The sequence below is a fragment of the Pseudomonas sp. S2_E02 genome, assembly GCF_054668355.1.
In genome coordinates, this window is record NZ_CP162761.1 from 5304401 (window position 1) to 5326427 (window position 22027).

Consider the following 22027-nt stretch of genomic DNA (forward strand, 5'->3'; position numbering starts at 1 on the left):
GCAATTTAGCGTTTGTTGCCTCCCAGGGTGCCAGTCAGACCACCGAGTACACCGCCCAGACCGCCACTGGTGGTACCCCCGCTGGTACCGCCGTTGACCAGTCCACCGACGGCGGCGACGGTGCCGCCGACGTTGCTGACCAGACCACCGACTGCGGTGGTGACCGGGTTGTTGGTCGCAGCAATGCTGCCGCCGATACTGCTGACCGCGCCGCCCACCTGGCCGGTGAGACCTGCAACAGGTGAGCCGATACCGGTAGCGGCGCCGACTTGTTGGGTCACGTTGGTAACCGCACTGGTAACCGGGTTCAGGCCTGCCCCCAAGGTTCCGCCAACCGTGGCCAGAGGTGAGGTGGTTGCGGTGATCGGGGTGCCCGAACCGCCGAGTACGGTGTTGAGCGAAGCCACTGTGTTGCCGGCCGCTGCGAGGACGTTGCCAGGCGCTGCGAGAGTGCCGTTGCCTGCCGCCAGACCTGAGCCGACATTGACCACCGCGCCGCCAACGGTTTGCAGCAGGCCAGTACCACCGAGGCCACCGCCCACTCCACCAGTACCCGAACCAGTGCCGTTGGACACCAGACCACCGGCCTTGGCGACTGCGGTGCCGGTATCGCTCAACGCGCCGCCGAGTGTGTTGGTCAAGGCGTTGCCGTTACCCGCATCGGTAACATTGCCGCCCAGTGTGTTCACCGCACCACCGACTTGCGCAACCACGCCTTTGAGTGGATCGCCAAGACCTGTGGTCGCGCCGAGTTTGTCCGTGGTGCTTTCAACCATCGCAATCACTGGCACCAGACTACCGCCGAGTTTGTTCGTCAATTGGCTGGTCGGGCCGCTGGTCAGCGTGGTGTCGAGGGTATTGCCGAGCATGGTGACTTTCTCGCCGACACCATCAAGCAGCGGCGCGACTTTGGTCACCACACCGCCCACCACCGGTACGCTGCCCGTCGCAGTGGACAGCTTGGCGCTGAGGTCGGAGACGCCGTTGCCAACATCCGTCACTACACCGCCAACCGAAGCAACGGTGGTGGTCAGGCCATTAGGGTCGGTGGCCAGTTTGCCTACGCCATTGGCGACGCCATCACCCAAGGTGCTGACAACATTGCCTGCGGTGTTGGCCGCACTCTGCACCACACCACCGACCACCGGTACGGTACCCAGCGAGTCGCCGATCTGGCCAACGCCATCGCCGACGCCAGCGACGGTCTTACCGACATCCTGCACCAGGGTGGTGGTCACCAGCGGTGTGGTGGTCGGATTGGTCGGGTTGGTCGGATCCGTTGGGTCTGTCGGGTTGGTTGGATTGGTCGGATCGGTGCCACCGGTTCCGCCAGTACCACCTGTGTTCCCGGTCCCGCCAGTTCCGCCTGTGCCTGCAGTATCACCGCTGCCGCCCGTACCGCCAGTACCCGAGGTGCCGTCCGCCGCAGAACTGCCGGAGCTGCTGTGATGGCCGCCACCGCCGCTGCTGCAGCCGGCGAGGCCGAGGGAGAGAATCAATGCCAGAGCGATTGCCGATTTGCACCACACATCTTGAGTTTTCATGATTGAGATTCCTTGCACCTGTCACAACGTTCGTTGTCTTCGATGGCTCGCCGATCTGTTGTCGGTGATGCCTTCGCCCGTTGTGCTCAATCTCAGTCCAGAGGCAGGTTTCAGGCCATTCTCAAGTTGGTATTAACGCCTTTATATATAAGGTGAAGTTCAGCGCCTAAGGACTAATACCCAGGATATAGCCGGACAAAAAAAAGGCCTTGATAATCAAGGCCATGGTTTTTTCAGCGGAAGGCGGAAGGACGGCGAAAACTTAAGTTATATACACACAATTAACGGTATCCCGCGTGCTCAGGCAATCGGTTGCCACTGCCCGACCATATGCTCCAGGTCTTGCGCACCGATCAGCCGCAACTCACCACTGGACCCCGCCGCACTCGCCAGCAGGGTCACCTCACTGGGCAGGCGCACCGGTTTGCGAAAGTGCACGGCGATCTCAAGGTTGGCCTTGGGCAAATGATCGTTCAGCGCCGCGAGGGTCCGCGCCTTGTTCCACAAACCATGGGCGATCGCTGTTGGAAAGCCAAACAGCCTGGCACTGGCCGCACTCAGGTGAATCGGGTTGTAGTCGCCGGACACTTTGGCGTATTGCCGACCGATATCGACCGGGGCTTTCCAGCGCGCCACCTCCACCAGCGATTGCGACGGCTCCCAGGTCTGCTCGGCCGGCTCGCCCTCAAGTTTCACACCGCGACAGAGCATCTGGCTTTCCGCTTCCCACAGCGGCCCGAGCTGATCATCCAGGGTGGTCAGCAGATCGAACGTCGCACCTTTGGGATGCGCTTGCAGATTCGTCACGCGCACGCTGACCTGCGCCCGACCGATCCCGCCCATCGGGCGCAACACGCGAATGCGGTTGCTCAGATGAATCAGCCCCAGCAGCGGGAACGGAAAGGCTTTGGCGGTGAGCAATTGCATCTGCAATGCAAAGGCGAGGATGTGCGGATAGGTCGGCGGCAACAGACCGTCATCGACGAATCCGCAGACCTTGCGATAGCCCGCCAGGCGTTGGCCATCGACATCGACCCAACAGCGCAGGCCGCTGTCGGGTAATTGGGTGCCGGTGATTTTGCGTCGCGTCGCCGCCCGTGCGTAGAGCCCGGGCAGACTCGGTTCGCGATCCAGCGTATGCCATTCGATGCTCATGCCTAAGCCCCCAGAACGCTTTGTCCACAGACGCGCAGTGCCTGCCCGGTGAATGCGCCGGTGCCCGGTTGCGCCAGCCACGCGACGGCTTCGGCGACGTCTTGCGGTAAACCGCCCTGACCGAGCGAACTCATGCGTCGGCCCGCCTCACGCAGGCCAAACGGAATGTGTGCAGTCATTTGCGTCTCGATAAAACCGGGGGCGACGGCATTGATGCTGATCCCACGTTCCAGCAGCGTAGGCGCCCAGGCTTGCGCAAGACCAATCAGCCCGGCCTTGCTCGCGGCGTAGTTGGTTTGCCCGCGATTGCCGGCAATGCCGCTGATCGAGGCCAGCAGAATCACCCGCGCGTTGTCGCGCAGCGTGCCGCTGTCGAGCAGGGCCTGGGTCAGCACTTGCGGTGCGTTGAGGTTGACCGCCAGCACCGCGTCCCAGAATTCCGGGGTCATATTGGCCAGGGTTTTGTCGCGGGTGATGCCGGCGTTGTGCACCAGAATATCGAGGCCGTCAGGCAGTTGTCCGATCAATTGCGTGGCGGCGTCGGCGGCGCAGATATCCAGGGTAATCGCGCGGCCGCCGAGGCGGGCGGCAAGGGCTTCCAGATCGGTCTTCGCCGGCGGCACGTCGAGCAGGATCACCTCGGCGCCGTCGCGCGCCAGGGTTTCGGCAATCGATGCGCCGATACCGCGAGCTGCACCAGTGACCAGCGCCTTGCGTCCGGCCAGCGGCCGGGTCCAGTCAGTCACTGGCGTCGCACAAGCTGTCAGGCGAATCACCTGGCCGGACACGAACGCACTTTTCGGCGAGAGGAAAAACCGCAGCGGGCCTTCCAGTTGATCTTCGGCGCCCTCACCGACGTAGATCAATTGCAGCGTGCCGCCGCTGCGCAGTTCCTTGGCCAGCGAACGGGAAAACCCTTCCAGCGCTCGTTGCGCACTGGCAGCAAACGGATCTCTGAGGGTTTCCGGGGCACGGCCAAGGATCACCAGATGGGCGCTGTGCTCAAGATTCTTCATCAACGGCTGGAAGAATTCGCGCAGTTGCTTGAGCTGGTCGGTGTGCAGCAGTTCGCTGGCGTCGAACACCACGGCTTTGAGTTTCGGGCCGTGGCCGGGAATCCATTCGGTGGCGGCTGCCGGTTGTTCGCCGTAACGGTAGATGCCGTCGGTCAAACGGTTGGCGAAGGCACTGACGCGCTCCGCCAGTGGCCCGCCGCCGATCAGCAGCGCCCCTTCCACCGGCCGCAGGCGCCCGGCCTGCCAGCGTTCCAGCCGCACCGGCGACGGCAGGCCCAGCGCCCCGACCAGGCGATGGCCGATGGACGAGTTGGCGAAGTCGATATAGCGATCAGACATGGAACGCTCTCCAGAAGTTGGGGTTCAAAGTGTGGACTACCGATGGCAATCAATCGTTCGATCCACGCAATAAGGCCTACGCTAGAACAGCAGAGTAGTTTGCCCCCGGCGTTTGTGTTGCCGAACCCACAGTCAGAAACACAGCTGACCCCTGTAGGAGTGAGCCTGCTCGCGATAGCGGTGTATCAGTCAAGAAATGTTTATCTGACCCACCGCTATCGCGAGCAGGCTCACTCCTACAGGGGATCGGCGTGAATTCAAACCTTCGGAAAAGGAGTTATTCATGAGTCAGCTGCGCCGCGTCGCGATCATCGGCGGTAACCGCATTCCCTTCGCCCGTTCCAACGGGCCGTACGCCACGGCGAGTAATCAGGCGATGCTCACCGCCGCCCTCGAAGGCCTGATCGAACGCTACAACCTGCACGGCCAGCGCATTGGCGAAGTGGTGGCGGGCGCAGTGCTGAAATTGTCACGAGATATGAATCTGACCCGTGAATGTGTGCTCGGCTCGCGTCTGTCCCCGGCGACGCCCGCCTACGACATTCAGCAAGCCTGCGGCACTGGCCTGGAAGCGGCGATCCTGGTGGCGAACAAGATCGCCCTCGGCCAGATCGAGAGCGGCATCGCCGGTGGCGTCGACACCACCTCGGACGCGCCGATCAGTGTCAGCGAAGGCCTGCGCAGAATCCTCTTGCAAGCCAACCGCGCCAAGACCACCGGCGACAAGCTGAAAACCTTACTGCAGTTGCGGCCGCAACACCTGATCCCGGAATTTCCGCGTAACGGTGAACCGCGCACCGGCCTGTCGATGGGGCAGCACTGCGAACTGATGGCGCAGACCTGGAACATCCCGCGTGAAGATCAGGATCAACTGGCCCTCGAAAGCCACCACAAACTCGCTGCGTCCTATAGCGAGGGTTGGCACAACGACCTGATGACACCGTTCCTTGGTCTGACCCGCGACAACAACCTGCGCCCGGACCTGACCCCGGAAAAACTCGCAACGCTGAAACCCGCCTTCGAAAAAAGCGCGAAAGGCACGTTGACCGCAGGCAACTCCACGCCGCTGACCGATGGCGCGTCTGTGGTGCTGCTCGGCAGTGAAGAGTGGGCGAAGGAACGCGGCTTGCCGATCCTCGCTTATCTGCGCGATGGCGAAGCGGCGGCAGTGGATTTCGTCAACGGCGCCGAAGGGCTGCTGATGGCGCCGGTGTATGCCGTGCCACGGTTGCTGGCACGCAACGGGCTGACCTTGCAGGATTTTGACTACTACGAAATTCATGAAGCGTTCGCGGCGCAAGTGCTGTGCACGCTGAAGGCCTGGGAGGATCCCGAATACTGCAAAACCCGTTTGGGCCTTGATGCGCCCTTGGGTTCGATTGATCGTAGCCGGCTGAATGTGAAGGGCAGTTCGCTGGCGGCCGGGCATCCGTTTGCGGCGACCGGTGGGCGCATCGTCGCGAACCTGGCGAAGTTGCTGGACGCAGCGGGGAAGGGCAGGGGGTTGATATCGATTTGCGCGGCGGGTGGGCAGGGCGTCACCGCCCTCATCGAACGCTGACGCTGAAAGAGCCCCTCGCCCTAACCCTCCCGAAACGTCGGACCGCCCAGAGGGAGAGGGGACCGATTGGGGGATGCTTCAGAGGTGCGCCGACCTGATCTTGCTTTACAGAATCCATAATCGACGCGGTATTTCAGGTCGATGCATAACGCCAGACACCTCGGTCAGCCCCCTCTCCCTCAGGGAGAGGGCTGGGCGGGCGGCGTTCCGATGAGGGGCTTTTGGGTTCAGGTACGAAACCGTCTGACCAACCCATCCAACTCATTCGACAACCCCGCCAGACTCTGCGAATCCAGACGCGCCGAGTTGGCCAGTTCTGCCACCAACTGCGCATCCCCGTGAATCTGGCTGATGTGCCGGTTGATGTCCTCAGCCACCTGATGCTGTTCTTCAGCAGCGGTAGCGATTTGCGTGTTCATGTCACGAATCACGTCCACCGATTCGCGGATCTGCCCGAAGCTTTCGCGCGCCTCGCCGATACGCGTCACCGACTGCTGCGAGACCTGCAGGCTGGCGTGCATCTGTTGTGTGACCTGACTGGTGCGCTTGGCCAGATTGCCGAGCAGACCATCGATCTCTGCCGTCGAATCCGCCGTGCGTTTGGCCAGTGCGCGCACCTCATCCGCCACCACGGCAAAACCGCGCCCCTGTTCACCGGCGCGGGCTGCTTCGATGGCGGCGTTGAGCGCCAGCAGGTTGGTCTGTTCGGCGATGGAGCGGATGGTGCCGAGGATCGACTGGATATCGTTGCTGTCGCGCTCCAGTTGTTGCATTGACTGCGCCGATTGCTCCAGCTCCTGGCTCAGTTGATCGACGCTGTGCACCGCCGCATCAATCTGTTGCTGGCCTTGGCGGGCCTGACGCTGGCCGCTGTCGGCGGAGTCCGCTGCCTGACTGCACGAGCGCGCGACTTCGTTAGCGGTGGCGACCATTTCGTGGAACGCGGTCGAGACCATGTCGACCGCTTCACGCTGACGCCCGGCGGCTTCGGCCATGTCGCTTGAGACGCGGGTCGAACTCTGCGAGGTCGCGAGGATTTTCCCGGCGGCGCCGCCGATGTGCTGGATCAGGCTGCGGATCGCGGTGAGGAACTGATTGAACCAGTTGGCCAGTTGCGCGGTTTCGTCGTTGCCCCGGATGTCGAGGTTTTTGGTCAGGTCGCCTTCGCCCTGCGCAATGCCTTCCAGGCCACTGGCGACGCTGCGGATCGGCCGCACGATGAGGGTGGCGAAACTGGCGCCAACCACGGCGAACAGCACGGCCAGCACGGCGGCGATGATCGCGATCAGCCAAGTCAGTTGCGTGGCTGAGCTCATCACATCGCTCTGCTTGATCAGGCCGACGAAGGTCCAGCCCAATTGCTCCGACGGCCAGACGTTGGCCATGTAGCGCTCACCGTTAAGCTCGACTTCGACCAGGCCTTTGCCGGCCTTGGCCAGCTGCGCATAGCCTTCGCCGAGGCTGTCCAGCGGCTTGAAGTTGTGTTCCGGCTGTTTCGGATCGACCAGCACCGTGCCGCTGTTTTCCAGGAGCATCAGGTAGCCGGTTTCGCCCAGCTTGATCTGTTTGACGATCTCGGTGAGCTGCTTGAGCGTCACGTCGATGCTGACCACGCCGCCGTTGCTGCCGAGTTTGTTGTCGATGGTGCGCACGGTGCTGACGTAGGTCGCATCGTCCTGCGCCCAGTAGTAAGCGGCGGTCCGCAACGGTTTGCCCGGTTTGGCCTGGGCAGCCTTGTACCACGGCCGCTGACGCGGGTCGTAATTGTTGAGTTTGGGATCGTCCGGCCATGACACATAACCACCGGCGGCGGTGCCAACGATGGCGTAGGCGTAAGCCGGGTGGGCGTTGCCCAGGTCCTGGAGGAACGCGAAGACCTTTTTGTCCATCTCGCCCTGCGGGATGGATTCGGCGTTGGCGCTCATGTAGGTCTTGAGGCTGTCGTCGGTGTTTTTGATCAGCGGCTGCGACGCCAGGTAATCGACGTTCTGGCTGATGCCATCAAAAAACAGCTGCATGGCATTGCTGACCTGACGGATTTCGCGACCGCTGCTGTCGACAAAACTGTCCCGGGCATCGCTGCGCAAGTTCATCACCACCAGCGTTGCGACCAGCACCACCGGCAAGCAGGCGATGATTGCAAACGCCCACGTCAATTTCTGTTTGATGTTCATCCGCGCTCCAGATTTTCTTGTAGGCCCACGCAGTGCAGATGACTTGTGGTTTATTGGCAGCCGAAAACGTTGTGGATCACTCGTATCCCCGAGCGCGGCATCGCTGATTGTTGTGGAACGATTGCCGGACAAATCCCTCTGTCATTGAGGGCTTCGGCTGCAAAACAGGGAAATTGAGGCGACTTTGCAAAAATCTGCCGAAGGGGCATCAGCCGGATGTCAGATTCTGTCGCAAATGCCCTTGAAGACATGTACCAACAAGTACAACAGCCTCGGCTATGATTCCCCACGGTCGATGCGCGAGCGCAGAGTTGGCCCTGTTTAATCCGGCACAGTGTGTGCATTCTCAACGTTCACAGGTCGGCAACCCCTCCCCGTGATGCGAGGATTGCCGTATAACGAGTGACATTCGCGTGTTTGGTAATAAAGGACCCACAATAAAAGCTGATGAAGACTCCAAAACGCATTGAACCCCTGATCGAGGACGGTCTGGTCGACGAGGTGCTGCGCCCACTGATGAGTGGCAAAGAAGCAGCTGTTTATGTGGTGCGCTGCGGCAATCAGTTACGTTGCGCAAAGGTCTACAAGGAGGCGAACAAACGCAGTTTCCGCCAGGCGGCCGAGTATCAGGAAGGCCGCAAGGTGCGCAACAGCCGACAGGCTCGCGCAATGGCAAAAGGCTCCAAGTTCGGTCGCAAAGAGACCGAAGATGCCTGGCAGAACGCCGAAGTGGCGGCGCTGTTCCGTCTGGCCGGCGCCGGTGTGCGGGTGCCCAAACCCTACGACTTCCTCGACGGCGTGCTGTTGATGGAACTGGTGGCCGACGAGTTCGGCGATGCCGCGCCGCGTCTCAATGACGTGGTGCTGGAGCCGGATCAGGCGCGCGAGTATCACGCGTTCCTGATTTCGCAGATCGTGCTGATGTTGTGTACCGGTCTGGTGCACGGTGACCTCTCGGAGTTCAACGTGCTGCTGACGCCGACCGGCCCGGTCATCATCGACCTGCCGCAAGCTGTCGACGCTGCCGGCAACAACCACGCGTTCAGCATGCTGGAGCGCGACGTTGGCAACATGGCTTCCTACTTCGGACGCTTTGCCCCGGAGTTGAAGCTGACCAAATACGCCAAGGAAATGTGGGCGTTGTACGAAGCCGGCACCCTGCACCCGAACAGTGTGCTGACCGGTGAGTTCGATGATCCGGAAGACCTGGCCGACGTCGGCGGGGTGTTGCGCGAGATCGAAGCGGCGCGCCTCGACGAGGAACGCAAGCAGGCCATCCGTGCTGCGGACGACGAGCCGAAAGGCAAGTCCGACGAACCACCGCCACCACCGTGGATGCAGTGATTGCTTGATGAGAAACCCGGCTTCGGCCGGGTTTTTTGTTTGAATCAGAAGCCTTGGAACCCAGAAGCCCCTCACCCCAGCCCTCTCCCAGAGGGAGAGGGGGCCGACCGAGGTGTCTTGCGTCATACATCGACCTGAAAAAACGAGTCGATTATGGATTCAACGAAAAACGTTCAGGTCGGTGTACCTCCCAAATATCCCCCAATCAGTCCCCTCTCCCCATGGGAGAGGGTTAGGGTGAGGGCTCTTTCGGATCCCCGCAAATTCAAGTCTACTGTCCACCGCGCCAACCACACTCAAGGACTGAATGTGACCACCCCGAGCAACACCCACCTGATCGTCACCGCTCGACTGATCTCCGATTTCGGCGCCTTCCTCAACATGGTCGCGCTGGCCACCTACGTCTACCTGCTGAGCAACAGCGCAATAAGCGTCGGGATCTTTCTCGCCAGTCGCGTCGGCGGGGGGATTTTTGCCAGTCTGATCGGCACCGCGTTTTACCGTCGTTGCAGCGGACGCGCACCGCTGATCGCCTTCGACCTGCTGCGCGCCAGCGTGCTCGGTCTGTTGTTGATCGTGCCCGTCAGCCAACAGGCCTTGCTGTTGCCGGTGATCGCCTTCGGTCTGGGCCTGGGCAATTCGATGTTTGCCATCGGCCTCAACAGCCAGTTGCCGCGTCTGGTCCCCGCTGATCAACTGCTCAAGGCCAACGCCTGGATCACTTCGGCCTCATCCGCTGCGATGGTTGGCGGCAGTCTGGTTTCAGGTTTGCTGGTCGCGGGGTTTGGTTTTGAAACGGTGTTCGCACTGAATGCGCTGACCTATTTGCTGGCCGCGTTATTGATTGTGCCGCTGCGGTTCGCACCCGCAACCGTCAACGACGCACCGGAACGCGGCGAATGGACAGCGCTCAAGCAAGGCCTGCGTTCTGCGCCGGTGATTGCCGCGATGCTCGCGGTCACCATGGCCGACACTTTGGGCAGCGCCGCGCACAACGTCGGCTTTCCGATCATCTCCAGACTGCTCACGCCGGAGTCGGCGAGTACCACGCTGGGGCTGATGCTCGCAGTTTGGGCCAGCGGCAAGCTCCTCGGTGCGCGAATCGCCAGCCGTCTCAAAGGCTCGGACAACATCCATCTGGAACGGCGGTTTTTCTTTGGCGTGGCGCTGATGTCCTGCGGCTTTATCCTGATGTTCCAGCAACACAGCCTCTATGCCCTGTTGCTGTTTTCCTTGCCGGCAGGGTTGGGTGACGGTTTTTCCGAGGTCGGGCTGATGTCGCGTCTGCAACGTGAACCCGAGCAATTGCGCCTGCCGATCTTTAGCGTACTGACTTTGCTGCAAATGACCGGGTTCGGTATCGGCATGCTGATCGCCGCGCCGTTCTACGCCTGGTGGACGCCGGGTGCCGTGGTCATGCTGTTCCACGGCATTCCGCTCAGTACGTTGCTGCTGGTGAAAGTTCTGGCGCTCAAGCGCGGGCGGATTGTGCGCAGCAGCCCGACGCCAGTTCCTTGAGGATCGGGCAATCGGGGCGGTGGTCGCCGTTGCAGTGCTCGACGAGGTCTTGCAGGGTGTCGCGTAATTCGCCGAGCTCGCGAATCTTCTGGTTCAACTCGTCGATGTGCTGGCGCGCCAATGCTTTCACATCGGCGCTGGCCCGTTGGCGATCCTGCCAAAGGGTCAGCAGTTTGCCGACTTCCTCCAGCGAAAAGCCCAGATCCCGCGAGCGCTTGATAAACGCCAGCGTGTGCAGATCATCGTCGCCATAGACCCGGTAACCGCTGTCGGTGCGATGCGCCGCTTTGAGCAGGCCGATCGACTCGTAATAGCGGATCATTTTCGCGCTCAGGCCACTGTGTCTGGCCGCTTGGCCGATGTTCATCGGTGTTCCTCCAGGTCCTTGGGTTTCCAGGTTTTCAACAGTAGCGCATTGCTCACCACGCTGACGCTCGACAGCGCCATCGCCGCGCCGGCCAGCACCGGATTGAGGAAGCCGAACGCCGCCAGCGGAATGCCGATCAGGTTATAGACGAAGGCCCAGAACAGGTTCTGGCGGATCTTCGCGTAGGTCTTGCGACTGATCTCCAGCGCCGCCGGCACCAACCGTGGATCGCCGCGCATCAGGGTAATGCCCGCCGCGTGCATGGCGACGTCGGTGCCGCCACCCATGGCGATACCGATGTCGGCAGCGGCGAGGGCCGGGGCGTCGTTGATGCCGTCACCGACCATGGCGACCACGCCGGTTTTTTTCAGCTCGCTGACGGTCGCGGCTTTGTCCGCTGGCAGCACTTCGGCGTGGACATTGCTGATACCGAGGGCCTCGGCGACCACGCGCGCACTGCCACGGTTGTCGCCGGTCAGCAGATGGCTGTGGATATCGCGGGCGGCGAGCTGCTGCACGGCTTCCAGTGCACCGGGTTTCAGGGTGTCACCGAAGGCGAACAAGCCGAGCACTTTCGGTTCCGGGCTTTGCTCGATTAACCACGACAGGGTGCGGCCCTCGGCTTCCCAAGTCTGGGCAGATTCGCTCAGGTTGCCCGCGTTCAAAGCACTTTCTTCGAGCATCCGCCGATTGCCCAGCGCCAGACGCCGGCCTTCAAGATTGCCGGCAATGCCGCGACCGGTCAGCGATTGACTGTCGCTGACATCCGGCACGTTCAGGCCTCGTTCCGCTGCGGCATCGAGTACCGCTTTGGCCAACGGATGTTCGCTGCCGCGTTGCAGCGCGCCGGCCAGTTTCAGCAGCGTGTCTTCATCACCATCCACTGCACTGAAATGGGCAATGCGCGGCGTGCCGGAGGTCAGCGTGCCGGTTTTGTCGAACACCACACTGCTGACTTCATGGGCGCGTTCCAGCGCTTCGGCGTCCTTGATCAGAATGCCGTGACGCGCGGCCACGCCGGTGCCGGCCATGATCGCCGTCGGCGTGGCAAGGCCCAGCGCACAAGGGCAGGCGATGACCAGCACCGCGACGGCGTTGATCAACGCGGTCTCCATGGGGGCGCCGTAGAGCCACCAGCCGATCAGTGTCACCAACGCGATCAGCAACACCGTTGGCACGAAGATCTGGCTGACTTTATCCACCAGTTTCTGGATCGGTGCTTTCGCGGCTTGAGCGTCCTCAACCAGACGAATGATCCGCGCCAGCACGGTTTCTGCGCCGAGCGCCAGGGTGCGCACCAGCAAGCGGCCTTCACCGTTGATCGCGCCGCCGGTGACTTTGTCTCCGGGTTGTTTCGGTACCGGCAGGCTTTCGCCGCTGATCAGTGCTTCATCGGCGTGGCTCTGGCCTTCGATGACTTCGCCGTCGACCGGGAAACGCTCGCCGGGTTTGACCAGCACCAGATCGTTCAGGCGCAAGGCGCTGATGGCGACATCCTGCTCGCGACCGTCGATGACTTGAATCGCCCGTTCCGGACGCAATGCTTCCAGCGCGCGGATGGCGCTGGCGGTCTGGCGTTTGGCGCGGCTCTCCAGGTATTTGCCGAGCAGCACCAAGGCAATGACCACCGCCGACGCTTCGAAATACAGATGCGGCATGCGCCCGGCGGCGGTCGCCCACTCGTAAAGACTCAAGCCGTAGCCGGCGCTGGTGCCGAGGGCCACCAGCAAGTCCATGTTGCCCGCTCCGGCACGCACGGCTTTCCACGCGGCGACATAAAAACGTGCACCAAAAATGAACTGCACCGGCGTGGCGAGGGCGAATTGCGCCCAGGCCGGGAGCATCCAGTGAATGCCGAACGGTTGCAGCAACATCGGCGCCACCAGCGGCAGGGCGAGGGCAATCGCGCAGATCAGCGCCCAGCGTTCATGCTTGAGGCGCTGTTGCTGGTTATCGGTTTGCGGGTGTTCGGCTTGCCAGACGCTGGCCGAATAACCGGCCTTGCTCACGGCCTCAAGCAGCGTTTGCGGGTCGACCTGACCGAGCAATTCGAGGTGTGCGCGTTCGTTGGCCAGGTTGACGCTGACGCTTTTGACGCCCGGCACTTTGTTCAGCGCTCGCTCGACGCGGCCGACGCAGGAGGCGCAGGTCATGCCTTCGATATTCAGTTCGATAGTCTGCTGCGGGACGCTGTAACCGGCGCGTTCGACCGCGTCCATCAACGCCGGCAGACTGTCGCCTGGCGCTTGCACACGGGCCTGCTCGGTGGCGAGATTGACGCTGACGGCACTGGCGCCGCTGACTTTGCTCAAGGCCCGCTCGACACGGCCGGCGCAACTGGCGCAGGTCATGCCGGCAATCGGCAGATCGAACGTGATGGAATCGGACATCGGTCGTACTCCCTGTAGTAGATGCCTACAAGGATCAACCTTGCCATGCGGGCAAGGTCAAGCGCCAATCTTTGACGCGCCGCAAAACCAACTGTGGGAGCGAGCCTGCTCGCGAAAGCGGCGGGTCAGTCAACATCATCGTTGAATGACACACCGTATTCGCGAGCAGGCTCGCTCCCACAATTGGGATTTACTTAATATTCGAGATCGGCGCGTTTCAGGTAGACGCCTTCCGAATTCATCGCCAACCGATACTTCAACACATCACCGGCATGCAATTTGATCTCCTGCGACCCCGGCGCGAGCATCCCCGGGTTACAACCGGCGACCTGTCCCGGCAGCAACTTCAAGCGCAGCGAAACAGTGCCCGGCGGCAAGTTGAAGGAAATGCTTTGCTCCTGCAGCAGCCGCGCCGAAAGCTGATCCTGGATGTACACGCCGATCTCGCAAGAAGTCGACACTTCCAGGCGCTCGCGGGAAATAATCAGCACCGCATAATCCTCGCCAGCAGCTTGCACTTGAGGGACGGCGGCAAAGAGGCTGAGAAAGCCAAACAGGCTGAAAGCTGACCAGCGCATGGCTGAATCTCCTGAATCGAGTCATTGATGTACGCAGCTTGGCCGAGCGCGACGCCGATTGCCAGCCCGGCAGTTTATTGAAGAACTTGACCTTGCCATCGTGGCAAGCTCGAGACTGCCGGCAACCTCACTCAAAGGAGTCATTCCATGCAAGTGTTCAACGTTCAAGGCATGTCCTGCGGTCACTGCGTCAAAGCCATCACCAACGCCGTGCAGGCCAAGGATCCAGCGGCCAGTGTGCGGGTTGATCTGGCGGCTAAAGAGGTCGGCGTCGAAAGCGCCATGAGTGCTGATCAGGTCATCGAAGCGATCCGCGAGGAAGGGTATGAGGTGAAGCTCGTCTGAATTTGATCGTTAGCGAGCTATCGGAATGTTCAAGGCGTTCGGGCGCGGCTAGACTGTCGGGCTGCCGACTTGCCAACCTGGATGCCTGATGAACTTCCGTACCATTCTGATTCTCGGTGCCTTGACCGCCTTCGGGCCCTTGGCGATCGACTTCTATTTACCTGCATTTCCCTCGATGGCGCTGGCGTTCGGCACCGACGAGAAACACGTGCAGATGACGCTGGCGGCGTATTTCGCCGGTCTGTCCATCGGCCAACTGGCTTATGGCCCGGTGGCGGACCGCTTCGGCCGACGTATTCCGTTGCTCGTTGGTCTGACGCTGTTCACTTTGGCGTCGCTGGCCTGCGCTTATGCGCCAAACCTGGAATGGCTGATCGGTGCGCGTTTCGTCCAGGCGCTGGGCGGCTGTGCCGGGATGGTGATTTCCCGGGCGGTAGTCAGCGACAAGTGCGATGCAGTCGGTTCGGCGAAAGTCTTTTCGCAATTGATGCTGGTGATGGGCCTGGCGCCGATTCTGGCGCCGATGCTTGGCGGTCTGCTGGTCAACACCACAGGCTGGCAGTCGATCTTCCTGGTGCTGACCGGATTCAGCGCGCTGGCCGCATTGGCCGTGGCGCTGGGGCTGCCGGAAAGTATGCCGGCGCACATGCCGCGTCAGCCGTTGTCCGGCGCGCTGCGCCAGTACGGGCGCTTGCTCAAGGACCGGGTTTACCTCGGCCACGCCCTGACCGGCGGCATCGCCATCGCCGGGATGTTCGCTTACATCGCGGGTTCACCGTTCATTTTCATCAAACTTTACGGCGTACCGGCCGAGCATTTCGGCTGGCTGTTCGGCACCAACGCGGCGGGGTTCATTTTGGTGGCGCAGGTCAACGCGCGGATGTTGGCCAAGCGCGGCCCGGCATTCCTGCTGTCGCGGGCGGTATGGGTTTACTTCGCCGCCGGGCTGACGCTGCTCGCGGTCAGCGCAATGCACACAGAGTCCTTGTGGCCGCTGCTGATTCCACTGTTCATCTGCGTGTCGAGCCTGGGTTGCATCAGCCCGAACGCCGCCGCTTGCGCGATGAACGGGCAGGGCGCACGGGCCGGCAGTGCTTCGGCGTTGCTCGGTTGCATGCAATTCAGTGTCGCCGCCGGCGCTTCGGCACTGGTGGGGGTGTTGCACGACGGCACCGCCGTGCCGATGGCCATGGTCATCAGCCTGTGCGGTTTGCTGGTGGTGTGCGTGGCGCTGCTCACCCGCCGTCTGCAGAATGCCCGGGCACTGGCGCAAGCTCAGGCCGAGGCATAAATACCTCAGCCGGCGGCGCGCTGCTGGCTGCGATCGGGAATCTGATGGGGTGCGCACAGTCGCGCTTCGAGGGTGCGGGTGAAGGCCAGTGCTTCGGCTTCACTGCGGAATGTCACGGCGTGTTGGTCCAGACGAACCTGCCACTCAGACTTTGCCACTTCTTTTATCAGGATCTTCATTGCTGACCTCCCTTGCGTAAAAGATGTATCGCAGAGGCTTCGATTGTAGACCTGAATAAGATCGCAATTGTGACAAGGGTCAAGCATCGGACTGACGGCAAAAAACAGCGCAGCCCCGCCGACCGCTCTAGGTTCGGCGAAAGCTGCGCTGTGCGGTTTTTTAGAAACCTTCTAAAACAATTTTGCCCTTGGCTTTGCCACTTTCCAGCAGCTCATGGGCGCGACGCAGGTTCGCTGCGTTGATCGTGCCGAAATGCTCGCCCACCGTGGTCTTCAACGTCCCGGCATCAATCAGATCCGCCACGCGGTTGAGCAGTTTGTGCTGCTCGATCATGTCTGGCGTCTCGAACAGCGAGCGGGTGTACATGAACTCCCAGTGCAGCGACAGGCTCTTGCGCTTGAGCTTGCTCACGTCCAGCGACTTCGGATCGTCGATCAACGCCAGTTTGCCTTGCGGCGCCAGCGCTTCGACCAGTTGATCCAGGTGCTGGTCGGTCTGGGTCAGGCTGGCGACGTGGGTCACGCTGTCGATCCCGGCGCGCTTGAGTTCTTCGCTCAGCGGCTGGCTGTGATCGATGACCAGGTCGGCGCCCAGTTCTTTGACCCAATCGCGGGTTTGCTCGCGGGACGCGGTGCCGATCACCTTCAGGCCGGTCAGTTGCCTGGCCAATTGCGTCAGGATCGAGCCAACCCCGCCGGCGGCACCGACGATCAGCAGGCTCTGGCCTTCATCGGTATTGCCTTCGCGGATTTGCAGGCGCTCGAACAACAACTCCCATGCGGTGATCGCGGTCAGCGGCAGTGCGGCGGCTTCGGCAAAACCGAGGGATTTCGGCATATGGCCGACGATGCGCTCATCCACCACGTGCAGTTCACTGTTGCCGCCGGCACGGGCGATGGAGCCGGCGTAGAAAACCTTGTCGCCGGCCTTGAACAACGTCACTTCGCTGCCGACAGCCTTGACCACACCGGCAACGTCCCAACCCAGCACTTTCGCCGCGCCGTTTTCCGGTGCCGCGTTCTGCCGCACTTTGGTGTCGACCGGGTTGACCGAAATGGCTTTGACTTCCACCAGCACGTCGCGCGGGCCGGCGAGAGGTTCTGGCAGTTCGATGTCTTGCAGGGACTTGGCGTCGCTGATCGGCAAGGAAGCGTAATAGGCGATGGCTTTCATGAGTGGCTCCGTACGGGTAATAGAAGAAGGGATCAGACAATCGCGCCGAGGCGCTTGAGTTGGAAGTGTTCGATGGCGTGGCCGACGCTGGCCTGGAAATGCTGGAAATGCGCGCTGGCGTTGTGCGCCTCAAGAATCGCTTCGCTGGCCCAGTGTTCGATCACATAAAACACCTGCGGATCAGCGAGGTCGCGGTGCAAGTCGTACTGGCTGCAACCGTCTTCGGCGCGGCTCGGTTCAACCAGGGCGCGCAGGCCTTGTTCGAGAAGATCCTGTTGGCCGGGTTTGGCGGTCAGGGTGGCGATAGCGGTGAAGGGCTGGGACATGCTCGGCTCCAGAGAAGCGGGATGAATGCGATGGAGAGATGATTGGCTATTTCTCTGCGAGATAAAACCGGCTAAAAGAGCAGTCTCTTTCAATATTTTTTTGATAATCGAGGCTTAGCATGCTGCGTTTTGACGATTTGCAGTTGTTTGTCCGGGCGGCGGATCTGGGCAGTCTGTCGGCAGCCGCGCGGGTGATGGACATGTCCGCTGCCGTGGCGAGTGCGGCGTTGAAACGGATCGAACAGCAGCTCGGTGCGCGCTTGCTCGCGCGCTCGACCCGCAGTCTGCGCCTGACAGCCGAGGGCGACGGCTTTCTCGAATACGCGCGGGCAGCGCTGAGCAACCTTGATGAAGGCCGGCGCTTGCTGGCCAGCGGACAGGATCAGGTCAGCGGCGTGTTGCAGTTGTCGGCGCCTTCGGACTTCGGCCGCAACCTGTTGCTGCCGTGGCTCGACGAGTTCCAGCGCGAGCACCCGAAGCTGACCGTGCGCTTGCTGCTCGGCGATCGCATCGCCGACCTGTTCCGCCAACCCGTGGACATCGCTTTGCGTTACGGCGAGCCGGAGGACTCGAGTCTGGTTGCTTTGCCTATCGCCCCGCACAACCGCCGTGTGCTGTGCGCCTCCCCGGCGTATCTGGCCCGACACGGCGAACCGCGCCAGCTCGAACAACTGGCTCAGCACAACTGCCTGCTGTACATGCTCGGCAGCCGGGTGCATGACCATTGGAGTTTTCATGACGGTAAACGTGAAGTTGGTCTGACCGTCAGTGGTGACCGTTTCAGCGATGACGCCGACGTTGTGCGTCTGTGGGCGGTGGCCGGCGCCGGAATTGCCTACAAGTCGTGGCTGGACGTGGGCGCCGATGTGCTCGCCGGGCGGCTCAAAGTGCTGCTGCCAGAGCTGCTTTGTGAGCGCGCACCGCTGAATTTGTTGTGCGCCCATCGCGCCCAATTGAGTAAGCCGGTGAACCTTCTGAGGGAAATGCTCGCCAGCCGATGCGCTGAAGTGAGTAGTCAATTTCCCGCTTTTTCGGAAGTTGATCATTAGTCGCAGGTAAATAGAGAAATTTCTGTCAGGAACAATCACCACCTGCGCAGGCCCCGGCGCAGGACGCGCGGGCTAACCCGCTTATACTAGCGCCCGCCTCATGCCAGCACCGACACCCCGGCCCGGAGACCCTCGCACCGCGTCGCCAGTCTTCGAGTGACGGTCGCGCAACTGCTGCGGGTTCTGTGCCGGAGCAGGCTGCGTCAGCGGCTTGCCTCGCCCCGGTTCATGGCGATTTTCGCGTCTTGGCCGATGACTCATTACCGGCCAAGATGTCTCCGAGCAGTAGACGATACGATTCAACAGGGAGTGAACACATGGAACATGCACCTTGCATCAGCCAGATCGCCACGTTGCTGGCCGACCCCAAGCGCAGCGCGATGATGTGGGCGTTGATGGATGGCTCGGCCCGGCAAACCGAGGAGCTTGCGCTACTGGCAGGGCTGTCGCCATCGTCGGCCAGTGCGCATCTGGCGCGGCTATCCACGGGTGGTCTGTTGAAGGTCGAAGTCCGTGGTCGCAAACGCTTTTTCCGTCTCTCGGCACCGGAGGTCGGTGCTGCGATAGAAGCATTGGCCAGCGCCACCATTGCCAGTGCTCCACGGGAAATTCCCGAGGTCTTCAAACGCACCACCCCCATGGCCAAACCGCAAACCGCGCCGTCCTCATTGTTGCGCGCGCGTTTTTGCGATGACCACCTCGGCGGTACGCTGGCGGCGGACCTGTATCAGCGCTTGCTCGATGCCGGCTGGATCGAACAGCTCGAACAACGCGTCGTGGTGACCCACAAGGGTTCGAAACTGTTGGCTGGACGTGGCGTGTTCATTCAGGCGCTGGCCCATCGCAACGTGCAAGTGGCGTGTGCTTGTCCAGACTGGAGCGAACGTCGTCCGCACATGGGGGGATCACTCGGCGCTGCGTTATTGCAGTTGTTCATGCAGTCCGGCTGGCTGACCCTGCCCAACGACTCGAGAGCTTTGCAATTGACCGCCACCGGCCAACGGGAGCTGCATCGCTTTGCCAAGGAAACCGAGCTGGAAATGGCGTTGTAGAGCACTCGCAATCGACGTCCGGAACTGCGTAAGCGCTTCTGGCGTCGCCCGCGACTGCGAACAGGTCGTATCCAGCACGAACGCCGTTTCGCGATCAAGCACACTCGATCCGGGGATATTTTTCGGATGGGGGAGGTGGCATGGAGACTCACGGCTACAGCGCGGCAGAACGTCTGGAACGACTGCCGATCAGCGGTTATCACCGGATCATTTTCATCATCATCGCCTTGGCGTTTTTCTTCGATTCCATGGATCTGGCGATGATGACCTTCCTGCTCGGCTCGATCAAAGCCGAGTTCGGTCTGAGCAGTGCGCAAGCGGGGTTGCTCGCCAGTTCGAGCTTTTTCGGCATGGTGCTGGGGGCGTCGCTGTCCGGCATGCTCGCCGATCGCTTCGGGCGCAAACCGGTGTTTCAGTGGAGCATCGTGCTGTGGGGCGTGGCCAGTTATCTGTGCTCGACAGCGCAAACGGTCGAGACGCTGACGCTGTTCCGCATCCTGTTGGGGATCGGTATGGGCATGGAATTTCCGATCGCCCAGTCGATGCTCTCCGAGCTGATTCCAGCGCAGCGCCGCGGACGTTACATCGCGTTGATGGACGGCTTCTGGCCGCTCGGCTTCGTTGCTGCCGGCGTACTGTCCTACTTTCTGCTGCCGCTGATTGGCTGGCGCGATATCTTTCTGGTCTTGGCAGTGCCGGCGGTGTTCGTACTGGCGATCAGGTTTTTCATTCCCGAGTCACCGCGCTGGCTGGAGCAGGCCGGGCGCGATGACGCTGCGGATAAGGTGTTGAACGGCATCGAGGCGCGGGTGCGTTCGTCGCTCGGCGGTGCCGCGTTGCCGGAACCGATTCGATTGCCGCGTACCGTGACGCCGCCGGGCAACTTCTTTGCGGCGCTCAAACAGATCTGGTCGCCGCAGTATCGCCAGCGCACGACGATGCTCTGGAGTCTGTGGTTCTTTGCGCTACTCGGCTTTTACGGGCTGACGTCGTGGCTCAGTGCGCTGTTGCAACAGTCGGGTTTCGCGGTGACGCAGTCGGTGTATTACACGGTGCTGATTTCCCTGGGCGGGATTCCCGGGTTTCTCATGGCCGCATGGCTGGTTGAGCGCTGGGGGCGCAAACCGGTATGCATCGTGACGTTGCTCGGCGGAGGTGTAATGGCGTTCCTGTATGGGCAGAGCGCGGTGTTTGGCGGTAACGTGGCGCTGCTGATCGGCACCGGGTTGCTGATGCAGTTTTTCCTGTTCGGCATGTGGGCGGTGCTCTACACCTATACGCCGGAGCTTTATCCGACGTCGGCGCGGGCGACCGGCTCGGGCTTCGCCTCGGCGATTGGCCGCGTCGGTTCGCTGCTTGGGCCGTTGGTGACCGGACTGGTGTTCCCGATTACCGGGCAGGGCGGGGTGTTTGCGCTGGGCGCGGCGTGCTTTGCGATTGCGGCGGGGGTGGTGTGGTTGTTCGGGATGGAGACGCGGGGTAAGACCCTGGAAGAGCTGACTGAAGCCCAATCCATCGGCTAACACCGATCCAATGTAGGAGTGAGCCTGCTCGCGATAGCGGTCTGTCAGGTAACACATCGGTGTCTGACACTCCGCTATCGCGAGCAGGCTCACTCCTACAAAGGTTATTCGGTGTTGCTTAGGGTTTTACCAGTCGCGCATCCAGGCTGTTCTGCGCCAAACGCTTGGCCTGATCCTGGGTCATGCCCAAGTGTTCATGCAGCGCGTAGAAGTTTTCAGTCACGTAACCACCGAAGTACGCCGGGTCATCGGAGTTCACCGTGACCTTCACGCCACGCTCGAGCATGTCGAGGATGTTGTGCTGCGACATGTGATCGAACACGCAGAGTTTGGTGTTCGACAGCGGGCACACGGTCAGCGGAATCTGCTCGTCGATGATCCGCTGCATCAGGCGCTCGTCTTCGATGGCGCGCACGCCATGGTCGATACGCTGGATCTTCAGCAGGTCGATGGCTTCCCAGATGTACTCCGGCGGGCCTTCTTCGCCAGCGTGGGCAACGGTCAGGAAGCCTTCGTGGCGGGCACGGTCGAAAACGCGCTGGAACTTGCTCGGCGGGTGGCCCATCTCGGAGCTGTCGAGGCCGACCGCGACAAACGCGTCACGGAATGGCAGTGCCTGGTCGAGAGTTTTCTCGGCTTCTTCTTCGCTGAGGTGGCGCAGGAAGCTGAGGATCAAACCGCTGGTGATGCCCAGTTGCTGCTCGCCATCCTTGAGTGCCGCGGCGATGCCGTTGAGCACCACTTCGAACGGGATACCCCGGTCGGTGTGGGTCTGCGGGTCGAAGAACGGTTCGGTGTGAATCACGTTCTGCGCTTTGCAACGCAATAGGTAGGCCCAAGTCAGGTCGTAGAAGTCCTGCGAGGTGCGCAATACGTCGGCGCCCTGGTAATACAGGTCGAGGAATTCCTGCAGGTTGTTGAAGGCGTAAGCCTTGCGCAGAGTTTCCACGTCGTTCCACGGCAGGGCGATCTTGTTGCGCTCGGCCAGGGCGAACAGCAGCTCAGGCTCCAGCGAGCCTTCCAGATGCAGGTGCAGTTCAGCCTTGGGCAAGGCGTTGAGCCAGTCGTACATATTCTTTTCTCATCAGGTGCAATGACGGCA

Annotated in this window: 19 protein-coding genes and 2 pseudogenes; 9 read left to right on the plus strand and 12 right to left on the minus strand. The window is 61.6% G+C overall.

Annotated elements, in window-relative coordinates; all coding sequences use genetic code 11:
- Window positions 1-5: 5 nt before the first annotated feature.
- From AB4O01_RS23725 to AB4O01_RS23735, 3 genes are all read right to left on the minus strand, one after another.
- Entirely contained in the window at window positions 6-1544 is a 1539-nt protein-coding gene (locus AB4O01_RS23725; protein WP_460089764.1) for a collagen-like triple helix repeat-containing protein, read from the minus strand.
- A 300-nt stretch (window positions 1545-1844) separates the two neighbouring features.
- Window positions 1845-2699, minus strand: coding sequence for a MaoC family dehydratase (locus AB4O01_RS23730; RefSeq protein ID WP_093430280.1), 855 nt, complete (start codon window positions 2697-2699; stop codon window positions 1845-1847).
- Window positions 2700-2701: 2 nt separating this feature from the next.
- A complete protein-coding gene (locus AB4O01_RS23735) occupies window positions 2702-4054 on the minus strand; it encodes a 3-oxoacyl-ACP reductase (RefSeq protein ID WP_460089766.1) in 1353 nt (450 codons plus the stop codon).
- Between the two features lie 283 nt (window positions 4055-4337).
- Between AB4O01_RS23735 and AB4O01_RS23740 the strand changes: the two genes are divergently transcribed.
- Window positions 4338-5615, plus strand: a complete 1278-nt coding sequence (locus AB4O01_RS23740; protein WP_460089767.1) for an acetyl-CoA C-acetyltransferase — start codon at window positions 4338-4340, stop codon at window positions 5613-5615.
- 227 nt (window positions 5616-5842) lie between these two features.
- Here the strand turns inward: AB4O01_RS23740 and AB4O01_RS23745 are convergent, their stop codons facing one another.
- The gene (locus tag AB4O01_RS23745; RefSeq protein WP_371748302.1) at window positions 5843-6610 is read right to left on the minus strand and encodes a methyl-accepting chemotaxis protein; all 768 of its coding nucleotides are present in this window, start codon (window positions 6608-6610) and stop codon (window positions 5843-5845) included.
- Between the two features lie 138 nt (window positions 6611-6748).
- A pseudogene (locus tag AB4O01_RS23750) lies at window positions 6749-7789 on the minus strand (cache domain-containing protein); the annotation flags it as partial.
- A 447-nt stretch (window positions 7790-8236) separates the two neighbouring features.
- Here AB4O01_RS23750 and AB4O01_RS23755 point away from each other — a divergent pair.
- Together AB4O01_RS23755 and AB4O01_RS23760 are read left to right on the plus strand one after the other, a co-directional pair.
- Window positions 8237-9133, plus strand: a complete 897-nt coding sequence (locus AB4O01_RS23755; protein ID WP_007914672.1) for a PA4780 family RIO1-like protein kinase — start codon at window positions 8237-8239, stop codon at window positions 9131-9133.
- 309 nt (window positions 9134-9442) lie between these two features.
- Entirely contained in the window at window positions 9443-10651 is a 1209-nt protein-coding gene (locus AB4O01_RS23760; protein ID WP_320335866.1) for an MFS transporter, read from the plus strand.
- Here the strand turns inward: AB4O01_RS23760 and cueR are convergent.
- On the minus strand, window positions 10605-11018 hold the full coding sequence (gene cueR / locus AB4O01_RS23765; RefSeq protein ID WP_093430285.1) for a Cu(I)-responsive transcriptional regulator: 414 nt from the start codon (window positions 11016-11018) through the stop codon (window positions 10605-10607). The two genes, AB4O01_RS23760 and cueR, sit on opposite strands and share 47 nt — an antisense overlap.
- Window positions 11015-13408: a copper resistance metal-translocating P1-type ATPase CueA gene (cueA, locus tag AB4O01_RS23770; protein WP_460089770.1), complete on the minus strand. Its 2394-nt coding sequence runs from the start codon at window positions 13406-13408 to the stop codon at window positions 11015-11017. The genes cueR and cueA overlap by 4 nt, the downstream gene beginning before the upstream one ends.
- A gap of 93 nt (window positions 13409-13501) precedes the next feature.
- Between cueA and AB4O01_RS23775 the strand changes: the two are divergent.
- A pseudogene (locus tag AB4O01_RS23775) lies at window positions 13502-13594 on the plus strand (metal ABC transporter ATP-binding protein); the annotation flags it as partial.
- 8 nt (window positions 13595-13602) lie between these two features.
- On the opposite strand, the gene AB4O01_RS23780 reads toward AB4O01_RS23775, so the two are convergent.
- Window positions 13603-13986: a hypothetical protein gene (locus AB4O01_RS23780; protein WP_093430287.1), complete on the minus strand. Its 384-nt coding sequence runs from the start codon at window positions 13984-13986 to the stop codon at window positions 13603-13605.
- Window positions 13987-14133: 147 nt separating this feature from the next.
- On the opposite strand from AB4O01_RS23780, the gene AB4O01_RS23785 reads away from it, so the two are divergent.
- Complete coding sequence (locus tag AB4O01_RS23785) at window positions 14134-14331, plus strand: cation transporter (RefSeq protein WP_007914683.1); 198 nt, start codon at window positions 14134-14136, stop codon at window positions 14329-14331.
- Window positions 14332-14419: 88 nt separating this feature from the next.
- Window positions 14420-15622 (plus strand): multidrug effflux MFS transporter, encoded by a 1203-nt coding sequence (locus AB4O01_RS23790; protein ID WP_257356952.1) that lies wholly within the window; start codon window positions 14420-14422, stop codon window positions 15620-15622.
- Window positions 15623-15627: 5 nt separating this feature from the next.
- On the opposite strand, the gene AB4O01_RS23795 is transcribed toward AB4O01_RS23790, so the two are convergent.
- The 3 genes from AB4O01_RS23795 to AB4O01_RS23805 all read right to left on the minus strand — a co-directional run bounded on the left by AB4O01_RS23795 (window position 15628) and on the right by AB4O01_RS23805 (window position 17301).
- On the minus strand, window positions 15628-15801 hold the full coding sequence (locus tag AB4O01_RS23795) for a hypothetical protein (protein ID WP_460089773.1): 174 nt from the start codon (window positions 15799-15801) through the stop codon (window positions 15628-15630).
- A gap of 160 nt (window positions 15802-15961) precedes the next feature.
- Entirely contained in the window at window positions 15962-16975 is a 1014-nt protein-coding gene (locus tag AB4O01_RS23800; protein WP_460089774.1) for a zinc-binding alcohol dehydrogenase family protein, read from the minus strand.
- A 32-nt stretch (window positions 16976-17007) separates the two neighbouring features.
- A complete protein-coding gene (locus tag AB4O01_RS23805) occupies window positions 17008-17301 on the minus strand; it encodes a putative quinol monooxygenase (protein WP_460089776.1) in 294 nt (97 codons plus the stop codon).
- 119 nt (window positions 17302-17420) lie between these two features.
- Here AB4O01_RS23805 and AB4O01_RS23810 point away from each other — a divergent pair, with 119 nt between their 5' ends.
- The 3 genes from AB4O01_RS23810 (at window position 17421) to AB4O01_RS23820 (ending at window position 20925) form a co-directional block, all read left to right on the plus strand.
- The gene (locus AB4O01_RS23810) at window positions 17421-18350 is read left to right on the plus strand and encodes a LysR family transcriptional regulator (protein WP_093430303.1); all 930 of its coding nucleotides are present in this window, start codon (window positions 17421-17423) and stop codon (window positions 18348-18350) included.
- Window positions 18351-18667: 317 nt separating this feature from the next.
- Window positions 18668-19402, plus strand: a complete 735-nt coding sequence (locus AB4O01_RS23815; protein ID WP_093430305.1) for an ArsR/SmtB family transcription factor — start codon at window positions 18668-18670, stop codon at window positions 19400-19402.
- A 140-nt stretch (window positions 19403-19542) separates the two neighbouring features.
- Window positions 19543-20925: an MFS transporter gene (locus tag AB4O01_RS23820; protein WP_093430308.1), complete on the plus strand. Its 1383-nt coding sequence runs from the start codon at window positions 19543-19545 to the stop codon at window positions 20923-20925.
- Between the two features lie 118 nt (window positions 20926-21043).
- On the opposite strand, the gene AB4O01_RS23825 is transcribed toward AB4O01_RS23820, so the two are convergent.
- Complete coding sequence (locus tag AB4O01_RS23825; RefSeq protein WP_008082147.1) at window positions 21044-21997, minus strand: adenosine deaminase; 954 nt, start codon at window positions 21995-21997, stop codon at window positions 21044-21046.
- Between the last annotated feature and the right edge of the window lie 30 nt (window positions 21998-22027).

Excerpts from the sequence above, each read along its gene's own strand:
- AB4O01_RS23725 (WP_460089764.1), bottom strand. The coding sequence starts at position 1,544 with ATGAAAACTCAAGATGTGTGGTGCAAATCGGCAATCGCTCTGGCATTG.
- AB4O01_RS23730 (WP_093430280.1), bottom strand. The coding sequence starts at position 2,699 with ATGAGCATCGAATGGCATACGCTGGATCGCGAACCGAGTCTGCCCGGG.
- AB4O01_RS23735 (WP_460089766.1), bottom strand. The coding sequence starts at position 4,054 with ATGTCTGATCGCTATATCGACTTCGCCAACTCGTCCATCGGCCATCGC.
- AB4O01_RS23740 (WP_460089767.1), top strand. The coding sequence starts at position 4,338 with ATGAGTCAGCTGCGCCGCGTCGCGATCATCGGCGGTAACCGCATTCCC.
- AB4O01_RS23745 (WP_371748302.1), bottom strand. The coding sequence starts at position 6,610 with ATGGCCGAAGCCGCCGGGCGTCAGCGTGAAGCGGTCGACATGGTCTCG.
- AB4O01_RS23755 (WP_007914672.1), top strand. The coding sequence starts at position 8,237 with ATGAAGACTCCAAAACGCATTGAACCCCTGATCGAGGACGGTCTGGTC.
- cueR (WP_093430285.1), bottom strand. The coding sequence starts at position 11,018 with ATGAACATCGGCCAAGCGGCCAGACACAGTGGCCTGAGCGCGAAAATG.
- cueA (WP_460089770.1), bottom strand. The coding sequence starts at position 13,408 with ATGTCCGATTCCATCACGTTCGATCTGCCGATTGCCGGCATGACCTGC.
- AB4O01_RS23780 (WP_093430287.1), bottom strand. The coding sequence starts at position 13,986 with ATGCGCTGGTCAGCTTTCAGCCTGTTTGGCTTTCTCAGCCTCTTTGCC.
- AB4O01_RS23785 (WP_007914683.1), top strand. The coding sequence starts at position 14,134 with ATGCAAGTGTTCAACGTTCAAGGCATGTCCTGCGGTCACTGCGTCAAA.
- AB4O01_RS23790 (WP_257356952.1), top strand. The coding sequence starts at position 14,420 with ATGAACTTCCGTACCATTCTGATTCTCGGTGCCTTGACCGCCTTCGGG.
- AB4O01_RS23795 (WP_460089773.1), bottom strand. The coding sequence starts at position 15,801 with ATGAAGATCCTGATAAAAGAAGTGGCAAAGTCTGAGTGGCAGGTTCGT.
- AB4O01_RS23800 (WP_460089774.1), bottom strand. The coding sequence starts at position 16,975 with ATGAAAGCCATCGCCTATTACGCTTCCTTGCCGATCAGCGACGCCAAG.
- AB4O01_RS23805 (WP_460089776.1), bottom strand. The coding sequence starts at position 17,301 with ATGTCCCAGCCCTTCACCGCTATCGCCACCCTGACCGCCAAACCCGGC.
- AB4O01_RS23810 (WP_093430303.1), top strand. The coding sequence starts at position 17,421 with ATGCTGCGTTTTGACGATTTGCAGTTGTTTGTCCGGGCGGCGGATCTG.
- AB4O01_RS23815 (WP_093430305.1), top strand. The coding sequence starts at position 18,668 with ATGGAACATGCACCTTGCATCAGCCAGATCGCCACGTTGCTGGCCGAC.
- AB4O01_RS23820 (WP_093430308.1), top strand. The coding sequence starts at position 19,543 with ATGGAGACTCACGGCTACAGCGCGGCAGAACGTCTGGAACGACTGCCG.
- AB4O01_RS23825 (WP_008082147.1), bottom strand. The coding sequence starts at position 21,997 with ATGTACGACTGGCTCAACGCCTTGCCCAAGGCTGAACTGCACCTGCAT.